This is a genomic window from Thermoanaerobacter mathranii subsp. mathranii str. A3, from assembly GCF_000092965.1.
In the GTDB taxonomy this organism is placed as follows: Bacteria; Bacillota; Thermoanaerobacteria; order Thermoanaerobacterales; family Thermoanaerobacteraceae; genus Thermoanaerobacter; species Thermoanaerobacter thermocopriae.
In genome coordinates this window covers 1,977,585-2,000,097 of sequence record NC_014209.1, presented here as the reverse complement: position 1 = coordinate 2,000,097, position 22,513 = coordinate 1,977,585, and the positions used below count along the sequence as shown (strand labels likewise).

17 protein-coding genes and 3 pseudogenes are annotated in these 22,513 nt (G+C 33.6%); 15 read left to right on the top strand and 5 right to left on the bottom strand.

Going from position 1 to position 22,513, the window contains the following annotated elements; all coding sequences use genetic code 11:
- Nucleotides 1-38 precede the first annotated feature (38 nt).
- Together TMATH_RS09970 and TMATH_RS09965 are read left to right on the top strand one after the other, a co-directional pair.
- Complete coding sequence (locus TMATH_RS09970; protein ID WP_013150844.1) at nt 39-1,400, top strand: radical SAM/SPASM domain-containing protein; 1,362 nt, start codon at nt 39-41, stop codon at nt 1,398-1,400.
- Nucleotides 1,401-1,405: 5 nt separating this feature from the next.
- Nucleotides 1,406-2,656, top strand: coding sequence for an MFS transporter (locus tag TMATH_RS09965; RefSeq protein WP_013150843.1), 1,251 nt, complete (start codon nt 1,406-1,408; stop codon nt 2,654-2,656).
- A 222-nt stretch (nt 2,657-2,878) separates the two neighbouring features.
- Here TMATH_RS09965 and TMATH_RS09960 read toward each other — a convergent pair.
- A pseudogene (locus tag TMATH_RS09960) lies at nt 2,879-3,313 on the bottom strand (helix-turn-helix domain-containing protein); the annotation flags it as partial.
- A 100-nt stretch (nt 3,314-3,413) separates the two neighbouring features.
- Between TMATH_RS09960 and TMATH_RS12070 the strand changes: the two are divergent.
- Nucleotides 3,414-3,560 carry a hypothetical protein gene (locus TMATH_RS12070; protein WP_013150841.1) on the top strand — a complete coding sequence of 49 codons (147 nt, stop codon included), beginning with the start codon at nt 3,414-3,416 and terminating at the stop codon, nt 3,558-3,560.
- 244 nt (nt 3,561-3,804) lie between these two features.
- Here the strand turns inward: TMATH_RS12070 and TMATH_RS12230 are convergent.
- Nucleotides 3,805-5,080: pseudogene (locus TMATH_RS12230) on the bottom strand (transposase).
- A gap of 375 nt (nt 5,081-5,455) precedes the next feature.
- On the opposite strand from TMATH_RS12230, the gene TMATH_RS09940 reads away from it, so the two are divergent.
- From TMATH_RS09940 to TMATH_RS09925, 4 genes are all read left to right on the top strand, one after another.
- Complete coding sequence (locus TMATH_RS09940; RefSeq protein ID WP_013150839.1) at nt 5,456-6,817, top strand: radical SAM/SPASM domain-containing protein; 1,362 nt, start codon at nt 5,456-5,458, stop codon at nt 6,815-6,817.
- A gap of 17 nt (nt 6,818-6,834) precedes the next feature.
- Nucleotides 6,835-7,767 carry an ABC transporter ATP-binding protein gene (locus TMATH_RS09935; RefSeq protein WP_013150838.1) on the top strand — a complete coding sequence of 311 codons (933 nt, stop codon included), beginning with the start codon at nt 6,835-6,837 and terminating at the stop codon, nt 7,765-7,767.
- Nucleotides 7,764-8,501 carry an ABC transporter permease gene (locus TMATH_RS09930; RefSeq protein ID WP_013150837.1) on the top strand — a complete coding sequence of 246 codons (738 nt, stop codon included), beginning with the start codon at nt 7,764-7,766 and terminating at the stop codon, nt 8,499-8,501. Before TMATH_RS09935 ends, TMATH_RS09930 begins: the two co-directional genes overlap by 4 nt.
- Nucleotides 8,502-8,701: 200 nt before the next feature.
- Nucleotides 8,702-10,429: an ABC transporter ATP-binding protein gene (locus TMATH_RS09925; protein ID WP_013150836.1), complete on the top strand. Its 1,728-nt coding sequence runs from the start codon at nt 8,702-8,704 to the stop codon at nt 10,427-10,429.
- Between the two features lie 212 nt (nt 10,430-10,641).
- Here the strand turns inward: TMATH_RS09925 and TMATH_RS09920 are convergent, their stop codons facing one another.
- Together TMATH_RS09920 and TMATH_RS12360 are read right to left on the bottom strand one after the other, a co-directional pair.
- Nucleotides 10,642-10,977, bottom strand: coding sequence for a glycoside hydrolase family 30 beta sandwich domain-containing protein (locus TMATH_RS09920; protein ID WP_269479182.1), 336 nt, complete (start codon nt 10,975-10,977; stop codon nt 10,642-10,644).
- A 3-nt stretch (nt 10,978-10,980) separates the two neighbouring features.
- The gene (locus TMATH_RS12360) at nt 10,981-11,115 is read right to left on the bottom strand and encodes a hypothetical protein (RefSeq protein ID WP_269479176.1); all 135 of its coding nucleotides are present in this window, start codon (nt 11,113-11,115) and stop codon (nt 10,981-10,983) included.
- Here TMATH_RS12360 and TMATH_RS12500 point away from each other — a divergent pair.
- Nucleotides 11,099-11,152 (top strand): hypothetical protein, encoded by a 54-nt coding sequence (locus TMATH_RS12500; RefSeq protein ID WP_081723125.1) that lies wholly within the window; start codon nt 11,099-11,101, stop codon nt 11,150-11,152. The two genes, TMATH_RS12360 and TMATH_RS12500, sit on opposite strands and share 17 nt — an antisense overlap.
- A gap of 61 nt (nt 11,153-11,213) precedes the next feature.
- Nucleotides 11,214-13,211 (top strand): alpha/beta hydrolase family protein, encoded by a 1,998-nt coding sequence (locus tag TMATH_RS09915; protein ID WP_013150835.1) that lies wholly within the window; start codon nt 11,214-11,216, stop codon nt 13,209-13,211.
- Nucleotides 13,212-13,245: 34 nt separating this feature from the next.
- On the opposite strand, the gene TMATH_RS09910 is transcribed toward TMATH_RS09915, so the two are convergent.
- The gene (locus TMATH_RS09910; protein WP_012995965.1) at nt 13,246-13,884 is read right to left on the bottom strand and encodes a DUF1614 domain-containing protein; all 639 of its coding nucleotides are present in this window, start codon (nt 13,882-13,884) and stop codon (nt 13,246-13,248) included.
- Between the two features lie 147 nt (nt 13,885-14,031).
- On the opposite strand from TMATH_RS09910, the gene TMATH_RS09905 reads away from it, so the two are divergent.
- The 6 genes and pseudogenes from TMATH_RS09905 (at nt 14,032) to ptsP (ending at nt 22,439) form a co-directional block, all read left to right on the top strand.
- On the top strand, nt 14,032-14,247 hold the full coding sequence (locus TMATH_RS09905) for a DUF896 domain-containing protein (protein WP_013150834.1): 216 nt from the start codon (nt 14,032-14,034) through the stop codon (nt 14,245-14,247).
- 20 nt (nt 14,248-14,267) lie between these two features.
- Nucleotides 14,268-15,695 (top strand): aspartate aminotransferase family protein, encoded by a 1,428-nt coding sequence (locus TMATH_RS09900; RefSeq protein ID WP_013150833.1) that lies wholly within the window; start codon nt 14,268-14,270, stop codon nt 15,693-15,695.
- A 15-nt stretch (nt 15,696-15,710) separates the two neighbouring features.
- Entirely contained in the window at nt 15,711-16,196 is a 486-nt protein-coding gene (locus TMATH_RS09895) for a thioredoxin family protein (protein ID WP_013150832.1), read from the top strand.
- A gap of 177 nt (nt 16,197-16,373) precedes the next feature.
- Nucleotides 16,374-18,689: pseudogene (locus TMATH_RS09890) on the top strand (vitamin B12-dependent ribonucleotide reductase); the annotation flags it as partial.
- A 214-nt stretch (nt 18,690-18,903) separates the two neighbouring features.
- Nucleotides 18,904-20,568: a sensor domain-containing diguanylate cyclase gene (locus tag TMATH_RS09885; protein ID WP_013150830.1), complete on the top strand. Its 1,665-nt coding sequence runs from the start codon at nt 18,904-18,906 to the stop codon at nt 20,566-20,568.
- A 149-nt stretch (nt 20,569-20,717) separates the two neighbouring features.
- Nucleotides 20,718-22,439 (top strand): phosphoenolpyruvate--protein phosphotransferase, encoded by a 1,722-nt coding sequence (gene ptsP, locus TMATH_RS09880; protein WP_013150829.1) that lies wholly within the window; start codon nt 20,718-20,720, stop codon nt 22,437-22,439.
- Nucleotides 22,440-22,513: the final 74 nt, after the last annotated feature.

The window sequence follows — 22,513 nt, the reverse complement described above, 5'->3', positions numbered from 1 at the left end:
CTCAACAAAAGGTAATGAAATTAGGGAGGCGAAACTTAATGATAGTAAAACGTGTTCCTGATATTATTACGTTAAATAATGGATGGTCAATATTAATTGATCCAGAAACTGTTTTTTGGATTTTATCAGAGACTTCTAATATAGAACAGGCCAAAAATCAGTGGGATACAATATATACTGATTCATTAAAAAGTATGCTAAAAAGAGAAATAACGTCAATGAGTAATTGTGTAGCCATTGATATGATAGAGCTTCATCTTACATACGGATGTAACATGAATTGTCCATATTGCTACATCCCCGAATCTTATAGGAGGAATTACCAGAAAATGTCGTATAATCAACTAGAAGAAATTATAGACAAACTTTCGAAATGGATTAATGAAAGGGGAGGAATAAAAAGAATTATATTCCATGGGGGAGAACCCTTACTTGCAAAAGAAATTTTCTTTCCTATAATAGAGAAATACTATAAAGAGATAGAATTTGGTATTCAAACAAACGGTACATTACTAACTGAAGAAGATGCTGCATTCATTAAAAAGCATAATGTCCATGTAAGTTTATCACTGGATGCTCCTTTACCGGAAATAAATGACAAGTTACGTTATTATCAAAACGGTACTGGGACGTTTGCTCATGTGCGAAAAACAATAGAAATGTTTGATGATTACGAGTGGCAAGGGGTTATAGTAACAATAACTAAGAACAATGTTAATATAATAGATACAATGGCTGAGGCATTATATGACTGGGGGGTACGTTCTGCTTTATTTAATCCTATATCACCGTCTGTATCTGAAAGTACTGCTTTTGTGCCATCAATAAAAGAATTAATAGACAATTATAAAAAATTTATTGATGTAGTAATAAGACTAAATACCTACCAACCTAAAGGAAGGCGATTAGTGGTAGATAATATAGAATCATTGATTTTGGCAATTTTTACTTCTAATATGCGAGGTATGTACTGCCATATGAGTCCTTGCGGAGCTGGACGACTCTCTTATGTAATTACTTGGAATGGAGATGTATATCCTTGCTCTGAGTTTGTACAATTTGAAGAGTTTAAATGTGGGAATATATTTGAAGATTCTATTGAAACTATCATAAATTCAGAGGCATGTAAAAAGTTAAGACTTCGGAATGTTAATAAGATAGATACTTGTGATAATTGTCCATACAAACTTATATGTGGGGCTAATTGTCCTGCTGCAGTATATGGATTATCAAGAACATTGCTGGGAAAATCTCCTTATTGTAAATTTAATTTTGAGATTATAAACTACCTTTTTGAAAAGATTTCAGAACATGGTATTGAAATAGCTTATAAACTGGTAAGTGAATCGTTTGAAGAGAAAATAAAGACAAGTAAACCATTAGTATGGGTTGAGAGGTAAAGAATATGAGAAAAATTTCTTATTTTTCTCTACTATGCAAAAGAAACATTGCTATTATGTTTTTATCTAACATGGCTATAGGGTTAATGGATGGACCTATGAGATGGCTTTTACCTTTGCTTTTGATGGAAAAAGCAAGGCCATTTCTTGTAGGGCTTTCCTTTTCAATTGCTAATTTGGGCGATACAGTTATTGCCTTATTAGGAGGGCAATTCAGTGATAGATTTGGAAGAAAGATAATGTTAGTTATATCTTCATTTTTTTATACTATTGGAAGTTTATTACTTTTTATTGCTTTTTGGCAGGGGAGTTTGAACTTCATTATAATTGGGATGATTGCCACAATTTTCATATATGGTTTAAGCGGAATCTCTTCAGGTTCTACTCTGGCTTTGATAACTGAATCAATTTCAAAGGAAGATGCAGGGAAAGCTCTTTCATTAGTTCCTTTTGGAGGGCTCATGGGTCGCATTTTAGGTTCCTCATTTATAGGAATTCTTTTTAGAACAAAACCTGTTGAAGCATTGATTGCCATGACAGTGTTTTCTGCTATTTCAATATTGCTAAGGCTTCAGCTTAAAGAAACTTTACAATTAAAGTCAATGGGAGAGAACATATCTTTAATTGAACATTTAAAAGGTACAATAAACGCTGTCAAAATGTTGGGTTCATTATGTATTCTATCTATCGTTGCTTTGATAATACTCAATGGTTTATCACTTGCAATATGTGGGAATTACTATTCCCCTTATCTAACAGAAAATTTTGGACTTGATAGCGCTAAAATAGGGGTGATATTTAGTTTGCTAGGACTAATCCAGTTATTGCTTACACCAGTAGCAGGAATAGTTGTAGATAGATATGACTATGGATTTTTAAATGGCCTTATTTTAGGAAATGTTCTTTCGGGAGCTTTCTTATTAGTTTTTGCACTTACACATTTGCCGTTTGTTGCAGTTTTGGCTATGATAATATCTTCGGGGTTAGGAGTGTTTCATTCAATTGGATACGATGTGATGATGGCAAAGATTTCAAAGAATAGGTTTAGAGCGACTATTTACAGTGGAATGATGGCTGTGTGGAATATGATGTTTATTTTAGGGCCGGTAGTTGGAAGTATTCTTTATTCAAGCAGTCCAAAACTTACTTTTTTTGTAGCTTCCGCCCTTTTATTGGTTACGTTTATACCTATAAAAAAGATTAGTATCTATTTTCATAACTTAGTCCAAGCAGAAAAAATAACACATTGTCGTTAATCAAACACCGGAGACGATTTTCTTTATTTTATTGCCTATTAGAAAATATCATTCCATTATTGGCAGAAACAAAAGTATTGAAAGTTTTGTAATTATAACATTTATAACCACAAAAAGGGATATACAAAAATTGATTTAGTAGGCAGTAAATATAGAGACTAGTGACGGTTCCTTTTGTCTGAAATCTAAGATTCAAAAGGCAGACATAAAGAACTGTTCCCTTTGTCTGTAATCATTATTGACAGTTTTTTCAATAACAGACTCCACTAACAAGAGAAGTTGCTTCAATAATCGAATGTAATAAAGGCTCGTTTTCCCTTCATTAATTATTTCTTTAAGCTCTTCAACATCCTTTTTCAAATCTTCAAATTCTCCACCTTCAAGCTTATCTTCAATAGAAGTTTTTATTTTATAAAAAGAAGAATAATCTTTAAGTCTGTACTTAAGTAGGAGCTCATTTAAGTCTCTTTTAAAGATGACAGACATCAAATCAAGAGTTTCATGTTTAGGCATAACCTTTCCATTTTCAATTCTCCTTAAAGTATCTGTGCTTATAAGAGTTTGATCTGCTACATCTTTTTGAGTGAGCCTTAAAGATTTACGAATTTCTCTTAATTCATTTCCAAAAGCCTCTAAATCATAATAGAATCCATCCATTTTTTTACACACCACCCAGAATCAATTCGGGTTGAAATTGTTTAATTTACCATATATTATATAGGTAAGAAAAGGAAAAGTAAAGGGAGCAGGAAGGGGCTTGAGGAGAAAGTTGTTAGTTATTTTTTTCATAGTTACTCTTTTACTGCATTCATGGTGTTTTAGTGTGATAGGAAATGTCGAAAGTATAGGACCAATGGGAGAAAAGGATATAATAGATTGGCATTCTTTGGTTGCAGATAAGTAAAAAGATGCAAAGCCAAGATAGATTTCAAGCAGGCTGAAGGCGCATTTTAGAACTTTGATGTAAATACAAATATAAAAAGTTTTAATATGTGCTCAGCATAGAAATTTGTTTAAGGGGGTGATTGCAATCAAACATAAAGGAAGTGGTAAGAGAAAAGAAAAGACAAAAAGAAGGCTAAAAAAGGGCATAAATATCCTGTAGAAGTCAAATGTTAAAAAATGACATGAACTAGATTCAGCAAAAATTAGGCCGATTGCATCAAAACAACGAGAGATCTAAACTCATCAAATTTACCCAGTTTAATAGCTACAATAGCACAGTAAGCAAAGTAATATGGCCAAAAGTATTAAGGTTGCTGACAGAATTAATATTTCTGACATAAGCCTTTTCAAAATCCAGAGCTTTAAAGCGGGAATTATATCTTTCTGATTCAATCCTCAATTTATAGACAGCCTTGAAATATAGGGAATCTCTATTAATAGAGGACCTATAATCAGAAGATATAATAGCATACTTAGTACAGCCTCTATGCTTTTTGCCATTAAAATATTTAGGATGATTTATAGGGCAGGCAGAATCATCTTTAGAATTACAGAACTTGCAAACAAATTTTTGCTTAATAAAACCATCAAAATACTGCTTGCCATCTTTAAGCATTTTAATACCCGCTTCACAGACCATATAACCATCATCAGTCAGAGGGGGATTTTTAGAATTACGCTTGTTAAGAGGAATAAAGCAATGACTGTGGAGAGTATTTCTAACATAATTATAGAGTTTCTTAACGTCATAACCTTTATCAGCGATAAATTAGTACCAGTCAGTTTAAACCAATTATTAGTATCAGCAGGTAAAGACAAAGCAACTTCAAAATCGGGGACATCAGCGGGAGTAGTAGTTTCAGCGATAGGTAATCCAGAGATAGCATCAACAATAATATGATTTTTATAGCCCCAATAAAACTTATAACGTTTATTAGAAGAATCATTAGAAGCAGAATAAACCCAATAATTTACAATCCTTATCAGACTTAGGCTGATTATCTTTAGAGAATTTATTTTTAGAAAAAGACTTAGGGTTATTTAACTTAGTGTTAGCTTTAATAGGGGTAGAGTCCATGGAAATAAACTCACCAGAGATAATGTCCATATTTTTGAGGATATTGACTTGATTTTGAAAGATAGAGGTCAAATAATCATGAGAGAACTCATTAATAAAACGGCGGAAAGTCCAATAAGAAGGAAGAGGTTTAAGGATGTTAAAGCCACAAAGATGAGCAATGATAAGATTATTGCGGAGATAATCTAAAAGGTCAGAAATTGTACCGAATCTTAAAGCTTAATAACAATAAAAGCTCTAAACATTGCATGATGAGAATAACCCTTACGGCCAGGACTAGAGGAAGGGAATTCAGGTATTGAAGACAAGTCTAGATTTTTAAACATAGAAGAATAGAAATCAATTTTAGACAGAGAAGTAAAGAGTTCAGGTATATTTAAAAGTAATTGAAGCTGGTACATGTAGGATTTCCCCCTCCTTAAAAAATATTTTCATGCGGTATATATAATAATTCGACAAATGAGAGGGGAAATCCTACATAAAAGATAAAAAATTCAAGAGTGATAGGAAAAAAGTATGTCTGTAGAATGACTTAAATGAAGGCTTTTGAATTTTGCACAAGTCTATAACTTAAAGAGATAGGAGGTGAAAAGATGTTAATTATTGAGGAAGCCAAATATCATATACCTGTAGGTGGGGAACCAAATTTTGTTTGCGGGTGCTTTGTTTCACCAGTTCGCATAATATTCTAATGAATTAAAAATCTCAACACCAGTAATTGGCTTGGTCATCTATGACCAAGCCAATTACTGGTCCATAAGAAAGGAGGAAAGAAGATGTTCAAAGAACCTAAATTATCTCAATATGTACTAATAAAAGAAGATTTTCCAATAAAAGGCTACTATTTGCTTTATAGTACTTTGACTAGAAGTGTTATTATTTTAGAAACAGAAATTTTTGAGAGAATTAGCAATAAAGATTTTGAAAAATGTCCTAAAAACATTATTGAAGAACTTTTTAATCAAGGGATATTAGTCTCTTCTTCTGATAATGAGTCTAATTATATAAAATACTTTATCGAAAAAGGCAAGTTCAGCAATCCAGCATTTGGGGCCATGATACTGACCACTTATGATTGTAATTTGAAATGCGAATATTGTATAGAAACAGAAATCCAAGGATTCAGAAGGGAAAATATGACTAATGATACAACGAAAAATATAATTAATTGGATTCAAAGGAAGATAGATGAAAAATTCTACCACATCCTAGAACTAGTATTTTATGGCGGCGAACCTTTACTTAATAAAGATCCGATATTTCAAATTTGCGATTATTTTTATAATGAAGCCCTTAAGAAAAATTTAATTTTTTCCTTTAGCATTATTACGAACGGGACTATTGAACTTTCTGATGATGAATTAAAAACACTAACGAAAAATAACCTCAAATTTATTCAGATAACAATTGATGGAAGCAAGTACATTCATGATAAAAGAAGACCATATAAAAATGGGGAGGGAAGTTTTTCAGATATTATAAAGAACTTAAAGAAATTTTTGGAATTTACTAAAGTAGCTGTAAGAATTAATGTAGATAGTGCAAATATGGAAGACATAGATAATTTGCTAAAGTACCTTAAAGATGAGCGTTTAAACAATAGAGTTTATATTGATTTTTCTCCCAGAATGAAATCTTGTTATCCATCTTTACAGTGTGATGCTAATGTTTTAACAGACAAAGCCTTTAGCGAATTTTTAATTAAGAAAGCACTTCCCTCAGCAAAAAGAGACGGATTTTCCATTACGCGAAGATTTGTAGATACCGGACCATGTCTTCTTCTTTCAGAGTCACAGTTTGTGATTGATACTGTGGGAGATATATATAAGTGTGGTGGTTTTGTTGGTAAAAAAGAATTTTCAATAGGAAATGTTAGAGATAAAAAATTTAATAGCAAATATGTGGAATTCATTACAATGGATAGATGGAGGGAATGTATTGAGTGTCCATATGTGCCTTTATGTGGGGGAGGCTGTGCTTTTGAATCCTATGTTAATGTAGGGGATTATACTAAAAAAATTTGCAAAAAACAACTCTTTTCAAGAGTTACCATGGAAGTCCTTGCTAGTTCTCTAGACACAGAGAAAATAATTGATCGTTTGAAGCAACGACAAGATTTAAAGAATGAGATAGTATAAAGGGGGATATTTAAAATATGACAGAAATTTTAAAAATTGAAAATTTAACAAAAATATATCCTAATGGAGTCAAAGCAAACGACAATCTTAATATTTCAGTTAGAGAAGGAGAGATTGTCGGAATTATTGGGCCTAATGGTGCAGGGAAAACCACTCTAATAAGGCAAGTACTTGGGTTACTGCGCCCTACTAATGGGGAAATTAAAGTTTTTGAAGAAGAAATATCTAAAAGCCCCCATATTGTTAGAGAAAATATTAACTATTGTCCTCAAAATATTCTGTATTTTCCTTCCCTTACAGTAAAAGAAACTATCGAATTTGCACTTAAATTTAAGGGCTTAAAAAACGAACTTCTTTCCCAAAAAGTAGAAGAAGTTTTAAAAGGTTCGGAACTTGAAAATTTTAAAAATCATGCGGGATATATGCTTTCTTCTGGTATGATGAGGCTTTTGCTACTAAATATTGCTATTGCGAGGGATACACCTCTTCTTATTCTTGATGAACCGACAGCTATGGTTGATGTGATTTCAAAGACTCGAATTTGGGAAAGGCTATCTCAATTGAGAAGTATGAAAAATAAGGCTGTTTTGATTGCAAGTCACGACATGAATGAAGTAAAATCTCTTTGTGACAAAGTGTACATAATAGTAAGAGGAAAAATTATAGCAGAAGGTTCACCAGAAGAAATTTCAACTTTAATGAAGATGCCGGTAGAGATAACATTTATTCCTTTCGACGAAGAAAAAGTAGAAAAAGTATTTGAATATGAAAAATCTCTGGGCTTTAAGAAAGAATATAATGTTTTTAATGTTATTTTTGATGAACTTAATAAAGGAATTAACTTTATAAAAGAAGTAAATGAATTAGCAGGGTTTAAATATCTAGAGTTGGAGGCTCCTTCATTTGAGAAAACTGTTGTAAAACTATTAGAGGAAGGAGAGAAAAAATGAACAGAATCATTACTGGAATCCAAATGGAGTTTAAAAGCTTAAGATTGTATAAATGGCAAGTATTAACAAGCCTTTTGGTTTTGCCATTATCTTATGTTTTTGTATTATTATTGTTTGGAGGTATCCATAAGGAGGCGGTAACTTATTTAATTTCTGGTTATATGGTGGCAACTCTCATTGGGTCTTTCCTAGGATTATACGCAATCAGGATATGTAATCTAATGGAGCCTCAAGTGCTTGAATTGTATTCTACTTTGTCTGTTAGTACCTTTGAACTTGCTACTTCACTTGCTTTAAGCTATATAATACTTACACTTCCCAGCATACTAGTTTCAATATGTATTTCTGTCGCTTTTTCTACTACTGTTAACGCATTATTCTTAATTCTAGCTCTTTTAATCTCCATTTTCTCTATCTTACTCATCGGAACTTTCTTAGGACTTCTAATCAAAAATATATTTATCGCGCAAGGTATAATCCCTCTGCTTTCGTGGGTTTTTCTACTTTTTGCACCGGTATATTATTCGGCGGAGAATTTACCTCCTGTATATACTTCAGTATTGCTTATAAATCCTGTGACCCATTGCTTAAGTTTAGTAAGATTTGCTTTAGGTTTTCTTCCTATAGCTAATATGACCTGGTCATTTATATATCTTACAGTTCTCATCACTGTTTTGAGTATTTATGTTTTAAAGACATTTAAACGCATATATATTCTTGAAAGATTTTATTAATTTTTTAATTTTGCGTGATGCAAAACATTGTGTTTTCCATTAGAATCTAAAAATACTCTTACAGTTTTAGAAATAATAAAAATTTTTGGTATATAGAATAAAATTTGTAGGGAATTTTCTTAAAAAATAAAAAGTGGAAGACAGAAATCAGGATGCATTCCCATTTGACGGAACAATCTCATTCTATGGAGGTCGAGTAAATGGAGACGATAAAGAAATACATCTTAAAGTATAAGTTTTTAATTCTGGTAAACGCTATACTTATAATTTTTGTATCAGCCCTTAAAGCCTTACAGGCGATACTTTTTAAAATAATTGTTGACACATCAGTTGGAAATTTAAATTACAGTATTTCTGCTTTAATATGGTATTCAGTAGGGTTTTTAATAGCAGTATTTACAGCTGAAACCTTGTCAAAGGCAGCTTCGGCAGCTTTTAACAAGAAAGTGCTGATAGACTACAAACAATCCATTATAGAAAGCTTCATAAACTCTAGAAGAAGAAAAATTACAAGCTCAGAATTGATATCTTTACTTAGCAATGATGTGAGAATGATAGAGAGCAATTACTTAACAAGCCTCATTAACATTATGGAAGACGTTTTACTATTTATCGTGTCTTTATATCTAATACTTCGAATAAACGTTTATCTCACTATAGTCATTTTCATTTTTGGCTGGGTTCCAGTGATTGTGCCTCAGCTTTTCACAAAAATAAATCAGGAGCTAAAAGGGCAGTACCTTAAAAAGCTTGAAAGGTTTACCACCAGGATAAAAGAGATGGCTCAGGGATTTGAAGTAATAAAAGCTTTTAACATTGAGAATAAAATCCTCAATATGGCATCAAAAGATAACAAAGAGGCAGAAATGGCAGGGTATAAATCCGATGCATTTCAAGGATTTCAAGGGGCTTTGTCTATCGTGTCAGGATTTGCAATGTTTTTTGTAAATATTCTAGTAGCCACATATTTGGTTTTAAGAGGTTATATTACAGTAGGTTCTATGATTGCCGCTGTACAACTTATGAACTACATAGTAAATCCTTTAGTTTATACATCTGTATATATAACAAAGATAAAATCTGTTGAAAAAATAGCAGATAAAATCCAAAAAGAAATAATAGATGTAAGCAAGGAGAAAGTTTCACAGGGAGATAAACCTTTTGAATTTAGAAATTCCATAGAAATCAAGAACCTAACCTTTTCCTACGATGGGAAGAGGAATGCTTTGTCAAACATAAACATAAAGCTTGATAAAGGCAAAAAGTATACATTAGTTGGAGAAAGTGGATGTGGAAAGACCACGCTACTTAGAGTGCTATTAAATCACATTACAGATTATGATGGGCAAGTGCTCATTGATGGAATAGATATAAGAGAATTTGACCCTGCTTCCTATTACAGGAAAGTTAGTATTATACAGCAGAATGTCTTTATGTTTAGCGACACATTAAAGAATAACATTTGTCTGTATAGTGAATGTAGTGAAGAGGAGATAAACGAGGCCTTGAGACAATCCGGTTTGATCCAAGTTGTTGAAAAACTCCCTAAAGGACTTGACACAGAAATAGGGGAAGGGGAAGTAGAGCTATCAGGAGGAGAGAGACAGAGGATAGCAATTGCAAGAGCACTAATCAAGAAAGCGGAAATACTGCTGATAGACGAAGCTACGGCGGCTTTAGACAAAGTTACGGCGAGCGATATAGAGAGGACGCTTATAAATTTAGATGCGACAGTACTTGCTGTAACCCATAAATTGACCCCAGAGATACTGAAAAAGTATGATGAAATATTTGTAATGAGAGATGGAGAAATCATTGAAAGAGGCACATTGGATGAACTATTAGAAAAGAGAGGGTATTTCTATTATATGTACAATTATGGGATTGATGAGAAAGAAGAGATGGAGGCTTCAGAAGAAGCTGTATAAAAATTTTGTGTGAAACACCAGAGAAATGAAAAAGAAAGATTTATAGTTTAAAATGAACAGCTCATAAAAAATTGAAATGCTGTGAAAATGAAAATGTTCAAAAATTTATATCCAGAAGATGAGAAAATAAGACAGAGGGTGTTGAAAGTAATTGAATCATTAGAAAGTTAAGGCACCAATTAGAGTGATTTTGACTTGCTGCCTTATTCTTTCTACTCAATTACAAAAGTCTCAATAGACCTCTTAATAGAAGGTGCATTATAAAGCGTATTTCCTGTGTTAATGAGTATATCACTGTCTTCTTCTGTCTTATTCATCACTACCACAATTATTTTCCCATCAGGGGTTTTGGCTGAAAGGATTTCTAACCTTAGATCGTTGGTTTCAGGTCTTATTGTTTTTGGCTCGGACTTTATGAATTTGGGAAAATGCCCTATATAGTAGTAGGAACTTTGGTAAAAAATTTCTTTTTTCTCTGTATCCACAATGATAGGAGCATCGCAGTAGTTTTTGACGTGATTAGGTCCTCCCATTGTATCTAATACTATATTTCAGCCAAAAAAGCCGATTGTGTAGTTGTTAAAATCGCCTATTATTTCATGGGCATAACTTTCACCAAGATTCCAGGAACCTAAGTTTACTCCTGGAGATGAGAAATATTTTTCACAAATATTTAAAAAGTACACCGGTCTTACTCCAACGCAGTACAGGGACAGCCTTTAGGAATTTTTGTGTTTTTGTGCTATAATAATTTTGAAAACATTTTATTAGGGGGCGTTTTCAAATGGAGAAGTTACAATTAGAAGATTTTACAAAATTTAAATTTTTGTCAGGATTAAAATATTCGCCAAGTGGTAGCTGTGCAGCATTTGTGGTACATAGAATGGACGTTGAGGAGAACAAGTATTTGTCTAACATATGGGTTTTGGATACAAGGACTAAAAAATATTTTCAGCTGACTTCCTTTAATGAGGAGAGAGGATTTGTATGGCTTGACGATGATTACATACTTTTTGCAGGTAGCAGAAATCCAAAGGACAAAGAAAAGGCAGAAAGTGGAGAGGAATTTACAAAGTACTACAAGATTAATATACACGGAGGAGAAGCTGTTGAGGCTTTTGTGATACCTAAAAAGGTTACAGAGATTTTGCCTGTTGATGACGATACTTTTCTCTTGATTGCACTTTATAACGTGAATAAAAAGGATTTGGAGGGTTTGAGTGAGGAGGAGAAGAAAAAAGAGCTTGAAAGGAGAAAAGAGGAGAAAGATTACGAAGTATTTGATGAGATTCCTTTTTGGGCGAATGGCAAAGGAGTCATCAATAAAGACAGGGGAAGGCTCTATGTTTATAAATTAAGTGATAATAAATTGCAGCCTATAACAGATGAATACACTGATGTGTATTCTTTAAAGCTCAACAAAGATAAGACAAAAGCTGTGTTTATAGGAAAAAGTTATAAGGATAAAATGCCTTTGACAAGTGATGTTTATATATACAATTTAAAGGTTGGAGAACTTAAGAAAGTGAATAAGGATTCAGATTTTTCCTATAGGTATGTGGATTTTTTAGGAGATAAGATAATATGCGCTGGAACAGATATGAAAAAATACGGTATAAATGAAAACAGCAAATTCTATGTTTTGGAAGAGGAATCAGGCGAAAGAAGGTGCATAACCCCTGAGCTCGATATGAGTTTAGGAAATTCTGTAAACTCTGATGTGAGGTGCGGTTCAGGCTTTAGTTTTAAAGCAGAAGGAGATTATTTGTACTTCATATCTACAGAGAGGTACAGTGCTTATCTTAACAGGATAAATTTAGAAGGGAAAATAGAAAAAGTGATAGAAAAAGATGGATCTGTGGATATGTTTGATGTATGTGGCGATGATATTCTTTTTATCGGTTTTAGAGGATTAAAGCTACAAGAGCTCTATGAGTACAAAGACGGGCAAGAGATACAGATTACTGACTTTAATGAATGGGTGCAGAAGGAAAAGAAACTTTCAAAGCCTGAAAGAGTAGAAGTAGAGATAAGACCAGGTCATTTTATAGATGGTTGGGTTATAAAGCCTATAGACTATGAAGAAGACAAAAAATATCCTGCAATATTGGATATCCATGGAGGACCTAAAACTGTATATGGGGAAATTTATTTTCACGAAATGCAATACTGGGCAGCAGAAGGGTATTTTGTGTTTTTCTGCAATCCTAAAGGAAGCGATGGAAGGGGCAATGAGTTTGCTGATATAAGAGGTAGATACGGCACAGTAGATTATGAGGACATAATAAAATTTACAGATTATGTGCTGCAACACTACAAAGACATTGATTCTTCAAGAGTAGGAGTAACAGGTGGTTCTTATGGAGGATTTATGACAAACTGGATTATAGGCCACACAGATAGATTCAAAGCAGCTGTTTCTCAAAGAAGTATATCTAATTGGACAACAGAATTTGGAACGACAGATATAGGTTATTATTTTGTTCCTGACCAAATAGGAGGAACTCCATGGGACAATTTTGAAAAGTATTGGGAACATTCGCCTTTAAAATACGCAGATAGAGTAAAAACACCTACTTTGTTTTTGCATTCAGATGAGGACTATAGATGCTGGATGGCAGAAGCTTTGCAAATGTTTAGTGCTCTTAAATATTTTGGTGTGGAATCAAGACTGGTACTTTTCCACGGTGAAAATCATGAGCTTTCAAGAAGTGGCAAGCCTAAACATAGGATAAGAAGGCTTAGAGAAATAACGGAATGGTTTAATAAGTATTTAAAGTGAGAAAAAATACCCTACGGTGTAAGTAGGGTATTTTTTATGCTAACAAAGCTGCTACTACACCTACTAAAAAAATTCCATCGAATATACCTGCTCCTCCTATACTTATAGCATGAGAGTTTAAGTCTTTAAAATGAGGAAGATTAAGAAGATCTGCTCCAATTAATGTGCCCAAAACTCCCGAGATGTATGCTACAGGAGCTGCATCATTATGAGATAGCAAAATTGCTGCAGCAGCTGCTACAAGAGGTGGTATAAAGGCAGGAAGGGAAATACCAACTCCTGGCACAGGTTTAGCTAATGCTTTGGCAACAGCTGTGACTATTATAGTAGCTATTATCGTAGGGATTAAAGGAGTTCTTTGCATGAGGTATATACTGAATAGCACAGGGATGATGGCTCCCCCTACATTTACGGCAATTATTTGTTCACGCACTCTGGGAGGATAGTAGAAAAGAAAAGGAAAAAATATTTCTTCTTCATCATGTACTATAAATTTTTTGCGAGATATAGGAATATTGATTACACTTCCTATTAAAGATAAGCTAAAAAGAAAAACTGCCATTTGAGGAGATAACCCTAATTTTGCAAAAGAAAAAGTAGCTGCTTGTATGAAAAATACAAATATTAAAAAGGGAAACAATAATATTAGAAAAAATATCCAAATTAAAGGCATTACAAAAACCTCCTTAAATATTTGCCGCTATATTGTTATAATATCATAAAAGTAATAGTTATATCCATTAATTTGTAAAAATTCTTTTGTTTTTTGGAAAAAAAGAATATAATATATTTGTCAAAATTTATTCGACGAGGTGTAGCGATGATAACGAGAGAAATGATAGAAAGAATAAATTTCCTTTATCACAAATCACAAACAGAAGGTTTAACAGAAGAGGAAAAAGAAGAGCAAAAAAGGCTGAGGCAAGAATATGTGAAAGAAATAAAAGAGAGAGTAAGAAGAGAGTTAGAAAATATTAGATGTGCTAACAATAGTTGCGAACATTGTGGTCATGACCATCATCACCATAGACATTAAAAATAAAGGAGAGATGGAAAATGTATGAAGGTACAAAGGGGAAAGTGAAGGATGATATTCCGGAATATATAACTTTAGAAGAAGCATTTACATTAAACAAAAATCAAGTTAGAGAAAATTACAAAGAATATATAAATTCAGTTTTTGTATCTATGCTTTCAATGCTTCAGTTTGATAAACTTTTTGTAAGAGCTAAAGGAGTTTCAGTATGGGATAATGAAGGAAATGAGTATTATGATTTTTTAGGAGGCTATGGTGCTTTAAATTTAGGGCATAACCCCGATGAGGTTATCGAAGCTGTAGAAAAAGTAAAAGATATGCCTAATATATTGCAAGCGGCTATTGGAAATTTGCCGGGGGTTCTTGCTCATAATCTTGCAAAAGTGACACCAGGGAATCTTAAAAGGAGCTTTTTTTGTAACAGTGGTGCAGAAGCAGTAGAAGGAGCTTTAAAACTTGCTAAAATTGCTTCAGGAAAACAAAAAATAGTTTACTGTCAGAACTCCTTTCACGGCAAATCCATGGGTGCCCTTTCAGTGACAGGGCGAGAAAAGTATCAAAGGTATTTTAAACCACTTGTGCCGGAGACAGTTCCTATTCCATTTGGAGATGAAAAAGCTTTGGAGGAAGCTTTGAAAGGTAGAGATGTTGCTGCTTTTATAGTAGAGCCTATCCAAGGGGAAGGAGGAGTGATTGTCCCCCCTGAAGGCTATTTGCAAAAAGTACGGGAATTGTGTACTAAGTATGATGCTTATTTAATATTAGATGAGGTCCAAACTGGTTTTGGAAGAACAGGAAAAATGTTTGCATGTGAGCACGAAGGAATAGTGCCTGACATAATGTGCCTTGCTAAGTCTTTAGGTGGAGGAGTTATGCCTATTGGTGCCTATATAACCACAGAGGAGATATGGCAAAAAGCTTATGGGACTATGGAAAAAGCTCTTTTACATACTTCTACTTTTGGCGGTAATACCTATGCTTGTGCTGCTGCGATTGCTTCAATACAAGCTATTATAGAAAAAAAGCTTCCTGATGCTGCAAAAGAAAAAGGTGAATACTTTTTAGGTCGATTAAAAGAATTAAAAGAAAAACATTCAAAACTTATAAAAGATGTTAGAGGAAGGGGACTTTTAATAGGAGTAGAGTTTAATCAACCAGATAGTGGACTTCTTGACAAAATTTCTCGAGGGGCTATCTCAAAGCTTTCCAGTGAATATCTCGGCTCTTTAATTGCTGGAGAGCTTCAAAATAAACACAAAATTATAACAGCTTACACTTTGAATAATCCAAATGTAATAAGATTAGAACCTCCTTTGATTGTGACAAAAGAACAAATTGACAAAGTTGTAGATGCGTTAGATGAAATTCTCACAAGAAATAGTAGTTTTTTAGGTATTACTGTATCAGGTGCTAAAACAGTTTTAGGGTCATTATTTAAAAGGCAGTGAAGAGGTGAATTAACTTTGAAAGAATTATTTGAAAAAGGAATTACTTTTGAGGAATTTGTAAAAGAATCGGAGGAGAATATTGCTAAAAGAATAAAGGAGAGATATGAAAAAACGATGTTAGATGAAGACTTGATAGAGAAAATAAAATTTAAAGATGAGGTAAATATTTTGGCATTTGCTGAGAGTTGGTGTCCTGATTCTCAAGTTAATGTGCCTATAGTTGCAAAAATCGCAAGTTATAATAAGAATTTTAAACTGAGAATTTTAAAAAGAGAAGGTAACGAAGAGCACATGAAACCTTATTATATAGATGGTAAAGCTAAAATACCAACTTTTGTATTTATGGATAAAGATTTTAAAGAAATTGGTCATTGGATAGAAAGGCCTGGAATTGTAAAAGAACTTGCAAAAAGTGGAGAAGAAGACTGGAGAAGAGATTATCTTAAAGGGAAATATGATAAAAGTATAATTGAGGAAATTGTTAATATTTTGTCCCGGTAAGTGTGCCGGGTCTTTTTAAATTCGTTTAATTTATTAAGTTTTTGAACGAAAATTAATAGTAAAGGGAGATAATAAAATTAAATCGAATAGATTTGGAGGTTGCATAATACACAATAAAATGTATAATTAAATAAGCAATACACAAAATATTGTGTTTTTACACAAGAGGAGGAATTTCCTGTGAAAATCACTGAAAACGCGAGGAAGGTTCTGGAAAGAAGGTATTTGGCTAAAGATGAAAATGGCAAGCCTATTGAGACAGTTGAGGAGATGTTTGAAAGGGTTGCAAGGACTATCGCTGAAGTGGATTTAATTTATGACAAAAATGCTGATGTAGAAGCAGTAAAGAAAAGATTTTATGATATGATGGTAGATCTAGATTTTTTGCCTAATTCACCAACCTTAATGAATGCGGGTAGACCATTAGGTCAGCTTTCAGCTTGCTTTGTTCTTCCTGTGGGAGATTCTATGGAGGAAATTTTTGACGCGGTAAAGTACGCGGCAATTATTCACAAAAGCGGTGGAGGTACGGGATTTAGCTTTTCTCGCCTACGGCCCAAAGGAGCTACAGTCAGAACGACTGGAGGCGTTGCATCAGGACCCGTTAGTTTTATGAAAGTTTTTAATGCAGCGACAGAAGCGGTAAAGCAAGGTGGTACTCGTAGAGGAGCAAACATGGGTATTCTACGGGTAGACCACCCTGATATATTGGAGTTTATACAGTGTAAAAAAGATAACAATGAAATAACGAATTTTAATATAAGCGTGGCTATTACAGAAGAATTTATGAAGGCTGTTGAGGAAGATAAAAAATACGATTTAATAGATCCTCATACAGGTAAGGTTACAAATAGATTAAGAGCGAGAGAAGTCTTTGATCTGATTGTAGAAATGGCTTGGAGAAATGGTGAACCGGGTATTGTATTTTTAGATAGAATAAATGAGAAAAATCCTACTCCTGAGGTTGGAGAGATTGAGTCTACCAATCCCTGCGGTGAACAGCCACTTCTTCCTTATGAATCTTGTAACTTAGGTTCAATTAATCTTGAAAACATGTTAAAAAAGGTAGAAGGCAGATACGAAATAGATTATGACAAACTTAGAGAAACGGTTTATGATGCAGTACATTTTTTGGACAATGTTATAGATGCGAATAAATATCCACTTCCTCAAATTGAAGAAATGACAAAAGGTACTCGAAAAATAGGACTTGGAGTAATGGGATTTGCTAACATGCTTTTAAGACTTGGCATACCTTATGATTCTGATGAGGCAGTTGAACTTGGCGAAAAATTGATGGAGTTTATTGATAAAACTTCCAAAGAAGCATCGATTAAATTAGCAGAACAAAGAGGTACCTTTGGTTTCTATGATAAGAGTATTTACAAAAAAATGGGTATAAATATTAGAAATGCTACAACTACTACAATTGCTCCGACTGGCACAATATCCATTATTGCAGGAACATCTAGTGGCATAGAACCGGTGTTTGCGATAGCTATGACGAGAAATGTCATGGATAATACACAACTGGTGGAAGTAAACCCTGTATTTAAAGAGGTTGCTATTGAGAGAGGGTTTTATTCGGATGAACTAATGCGAGAAATTGCCCAAAAGGGCAGCCTCAAAGACATAAAGGGTATACCAGAAGATGTTAAAAGGGTTTTTGTGATAGCCCATGATATTGACCCCGAGTGGCACATTAAAATGCAAGCAGCTTTTCAAAAACATGTTGATAATGCTGTTTCTAAGACTGTGAACTTTAGAAATGAAGCCACAGTAGAGGACGTTAGAAAAACTTATCTTCTTGCCTATAAACTTGGTTGTAAGGGGGTTACTATATACAGAGATGGAAGCCGTGAATCGCAAGTATTGAATTTAGGTATAAAGGAAAAGAAAGAAGAAGCAAAGCCTAGAGAAGAGCAAACTAAAAAAGAACTTTTACGACCAAGGCCAAGACCTCCCGTGACGAGAGGAATAACTGAAAAAGTGAGGATAGGTTGTGGAAATCTTTATATAACAGTTAATTATGACGACCAAGGCATATGTGAGGTATTTACAAATCTTGGAAGAGCAGGCGGATGTCCTTCACAGTCAGAAGCTACCAGTAGGCTTATATCTATAGCATTGCGCTCAGGCATTGACGCTAAAACAATTGTAGAGCAATTGAAAGGTATAAGATGTCATTCCACTTTAAGGCAAATGGCTACCAACAAAGAAATAAAGGTGTTATCTTGCCCTGATGCTATTGGCAAGGTTATTGAAAAAGTGATGAAAATTCGAGTGGAAGAAGAACAACAATTTGCACCTATCGACGTACCTATATATGAAAATAATTATAATGGCGATAAAGATGACCCTAAACTAGAGGTTGCGTTGAGTGAGGCTGACTTATTAGAGAAAGAAGGACTTTGCCCTGAATGTGGCAGCCCAATAGAACATGAAGGTGGCTGTGTTGTGTGTAAGAATTGTGGCTATTCTAAATGCGGTTGATATTTATAAAAACCCTTCTGTAGCAATTGCTACAGAGGGGTTTTTATAAATATTTAAAAGGGTATACAAAATTCGACATTTTATGATGGAGATTTGTGGTACAATTGGCTCTGATAAATAAAAGTGATTAACTTTACAAATCTTGTCAGTCCAAGAAGGATTTTTGAAATAAATGTAGAATACTAATATGATTCGGAAAAACGAGGGGATTAGTATGGGGAAGTACAAGGAACTGGTTTTTAATATAACCTTAATTACGGTAGGAAGTATATTATTTGTGTGGGCACTTTACTACTGCGAAAGCGGGATTGATTGGAGAGTTTTTTTGATTTTGTTAGTTTTCGCAATAATTCTGGATAATCTTGGAATATTGTATACAGATATTAAATTGTCTTTAAGCCCTACAATAGGAATGATTACTTTTTTGATTTTTGGCACAGTTGGAGCGGCTGCTCTCATGATAGCATCTGTTATGTTTGATACTATTGTAATAAGGAAAAAGGTAAAAAATGGGTTTTTAAATGGGGGAATGCTTTCTATTACATATTTATTAGCTGGATGGTTTTATGAATTCATAGGTGGAAAAATTGGCATAATTTCTCTCTCGCAAGTTAAATATATTTTAAGTTATGTCATAGTGAGTTTTCTTTTGAACAACTTTATATTATACTATGCGTTAAAAGTACAAGGGAAGATTTTGTTTAAAGAGTATTGGAATGAGAGTGTATTATTAGAGTTGGGCACTTATATAGTGATGATTCCTGTTTCATTAGTCCTTGCATATATTTATTTTAAATATGAGCTTCTGCTTTTTGTGTTATCTTTAACTCCACTTATATTCATAGCATATGCTTTTAGAATGATTAGAGATTTGATTAAGGCAAATAAAAGGCTTAACGCTATATATGAGATGGTTAAAATGATAAATTCGAAGCTAGAGTTAGAGAAAATATTAGATACTATCATGGAAGTTATTTCTCAAGTTGTTTCTATATCTGCAGCAGCAATATACTTAACAGATTCTAATGGAGTAGCTACTTTAGTAAAATCGATAGGTAATCGAGAAGGAGAAGGGGGATTTAAAAAGAATTATTTTAAAGATGAAGGAATAATAGGAAAGTGCATATCCTCTAACAAAACAATAGCAATTAAAGATTTGAAGCAGGATAAAAGATTTTTAAAGGAACAATTTTTGCATAACTATGGCAGCGTCGTAGTATCTCCTTTAAGGTCTTCGGGTTCTGCTATTGGATGCCTTGCGGTATTGCATGTAGATACAAATGTCTTCGATGAGGATTCTGTTAGAATCATAGAGATAATTGTAGATCAGGCATCTGTTGCAATAATCAATGCTAAACGGTATTATGAAGTTACAAAAAAGTCTATTACTGATCCTTTAACAAAGACTTATAATAGAAGATATTTTAATGATGCATTAATGGAAAATATTATGAGGGCAGATGAGAACAGTGAGCCTGTAAGCCTTATAATGTTTGATTTGGATAATTTTAAATTGATAAATGATACTTATGGCCATTTAATTGGAGATGAAGTACTTAAGGAAGTGGCAAAACGTATAAAAAACAATGTGAGAAGTGATGATATTGTAGCACGATTTGGCGGAGAAGAATTTGCAGTAATTTTACCAAAACTTACTGCGGAACAAGCCTACACGATAGCGGAGAGGATAAGAAGTGAAGTATCTTCTAAACCAGTGAAAACTGAAAAAGGAGACATACACATAACTATAACAGGAGGAGTAGCGGATTATCCTAGAAAAGCTGATTCTGCTGAAAAACTTATAAGCCATGCGGATAGAGCTTTGTATGCAGGTGGCAAAAGTAAAGGAAGAAACAAAATTGCTATATATGAAGTGTGAAAAAGGCTTAAAGAGGAGACTGGGAAAATATTTTCCTGGTCTTTTTTATTTGCTTTATTTTTTATTTTATTATTGTGCAAAAGTTTCACACAGGTGGCGAAAACTATGTTATAATAGACGTTAGAATTAATTTTAGGGAGGGTTAACAAATGCTAAAAGGAGTAGCGGCATCTCCGGGGATAGCGATTGGAAAAGTTTTTTTATATATTAAAGAAAAAGCAGAAATCGACATGCAAAACATAGATGAGTCAAAAGTAGAGTATGAAATTGAAAGGTTTAAGAAAGCCTTAGAAGTGACGAAGCAGCAAATACAAAAAATTAAAGAAGAGGCCTTAAAAGAATTTGGGAGAGATAAGGCGGAGATTTTTGAGGCACATTTAATGCTAGCAAATGACCCTGAACTTGTTGAAAATGTAGAAAACATGATAAAGACTGAACTTATAACTGCTGATAATGCTGTAAATAAAGTGATTGAACAAAATGCTTCTGTAATGGAGAGTCTAGATGATGAATATTTAAAAGAAAGAGCTGCAGATTTAAGAGATGTTGGAAGCCGTATAATAAATAACCTTTTAGGAGTAAAAAACACCAGCCTTTCTGAACTTGATGAACAGGTGATAATCATAGCCAAAGATTTAACCCCTTCTGATACCGCAACCATGAAAAAAGAAATGGTTTTGGGTTTTGCTACAGATATAGGTGGAAGAACTTCTCATACAGCTATAATGGCTCGTTCCCTAGAAATTCCTGCTGTAGTAGGATTGGGTAATGTTACCACCCAAGTTAATAATGGAAATACCGTAATAGTGGATGGGTTGGAAGGGGTTGTCATTGTAAATCCTGACGAAAATACAATGAACGAGTATAAAACTAAAAAAGAGAATTATGATAAAAAGGTGGAGAAATTAAAGAAATTAAAAGATTTGCCTGCAATAACTCTCGATGGCAAAAAAGTCATGTTAGCGGCAAATATAGGAACTCCAAAAGATGTAAAAAGTGCGTTGGCCAATGGAGCAGAAGGGGTTGGACTTTTTAGAACTGAATTCTTATACATGGATAGAACTACTCTTCCTACAGAAGAAGAGCAATTTGAAGCCTATAAAGAAGTTGCAGAAAGAATGGAAGGAAAGCCTGTTACCATAAGAACACTGGATATAGGAGGAGATAAGGGACTTCCTTATCTTGATATGCCTAAAGAGATGAATCCATTTTTGGGATATAGGGCTATAAGGCTTTGCTTGGATAGGACAGACATATTTAAGACTCAATTAAGAGCAATTTTAAGAGCAAGTGCTTATGGAAATATTCACATAATGTATCCTATGATATCTTCAATTACTGATGTGAGAAGAGCAAACGCAGTTTTGAATGAGGTAAAAGCTGAACTTGATAAAGAAGGCATAAAATATGACAAAAACATAAAAGTAGGTATAATGGTAGAAATACCTTCTGCTGCAGTGACTGCGGACATACTAGCTAAAGAAGTTGACTTCTTTAGCATCGGAACTAATGACCTGACGCAGTACACGCTTGCTGTTGACAGAATGAATGAACATGTAAAAGATTATTATCAGCCATTTAATCCAGCTGTTTTAAGGCTTATAAAGTTTGTGATCGATGCAGCTCACAAAGAAGGAAAATTTGCGGCTATGTGCGGTGAAATGGCGGGGGATCCTTTGGCTACGGTTATATTGTTGGGACTAGGGTTAGACGAATTTTCTATGAGTGCAACTTCTATTCCTAAAGTTAAAAATATAATAAGAAATATAGAATATGAAAAAGCAAAGGAAATAGCAGAAAAAGTACTTAACATGAAAGAAGCAGAAAAAATACAACAAATGATGGAGGATATGATTAAAAATATTGATTAGGTCTCTGGCTTTTTGCCAGAGATTTTTTTAAAAAATATCAAAAAAATAAAGGAAAATTTTAAAAAGTATAGAAT

Excerpts from the sequence above, each read along its gene's own strand:
- TMATH_RS09965 (WP_013150843.1), top strand. The coding sequence starts at position 1,406 with ATGAGAAAAATTTCTTATTTTTCTCTACTATGCAAAAGAAACATTGCT.
- TMATH_RS09930 (WP_013150837.1), top strand. The coding sequence starts at position 7,764 with ATGAACAGAATCATTACTGGAATCCAAATGGAGTTTAAAAGCTTAAGA.
- ptsP (WP_013150829.1), top strand. The coding sequence starts at position 20,718 with ATGCTAAAAGGAGTAGCGGCATCTCCGGGGATAGCGATTGGAAAAGTT.
- TMATH_RS09910 (WP_012995965.1), bottom strand. The coding sequence starts at position 13,884 with ATGCCTTTAATTTGGATATTTTTTCTAATATTATTGTTTCCCTTTTTA.
- TMATH_RS09925 (WP_013150836.1), top strand. The coding sequence starts at position 8,702 with ATGGAGACGATAAAGAAATACATCTTAAAGTATAAGTTTTTAATTCTG.
- TMATH_RS09885 (WP_013150830.1), top strand. The coding sequence starts at position 18,904 with ATGGGGAAGTACAAGGAACTGGTTTTTAATATAACCTTAATTACGGTA.
- TMATH_RS09915 (WP_013150835.1), top strand. The coding sequence starts at position 11,214 with ATGGAGAAGTTACAATTAGAAGATTTTACAAAATTTAAATTTTTGTCA.
- TMATH_RS09940 (WP_013150839.1), top strand. The coding sequence starts at position 5,456 with ATGTTCAAAGAACCTAAATTATCTCAATATGTACTAATAAAAGAAGAT.
- TMATH_RS09905 (WP_013150834.1), top strand. The coding sequence starts at position 14,032 with ATGATAACGAGAGAAATGATAGAAAGAATAAATTTCCTTTATCACAAA.
- TMATH_RS09970 (WP_013150844.1), top strand. The coding sequence starts at position 39 with ATGATAGTAAAACGTGTTCCTGATATTATTACGTTAAATAATGGATGG.
- TMATH_RS09935 (WP_013150838.1), top strand. The coding sequence starts at position 6,835 with ATGACAGAAATTTTAAAAATTGAAAATTTAACAAAAATATATCCTAAT.
- TMATH_RS09900 (WP_013150833.1), top strand. The coding sequence starts at position 14,268 with ATGTATGAAGGTACAAAGGGGAAAGTGAAGGATGATATTCCGGAATAT.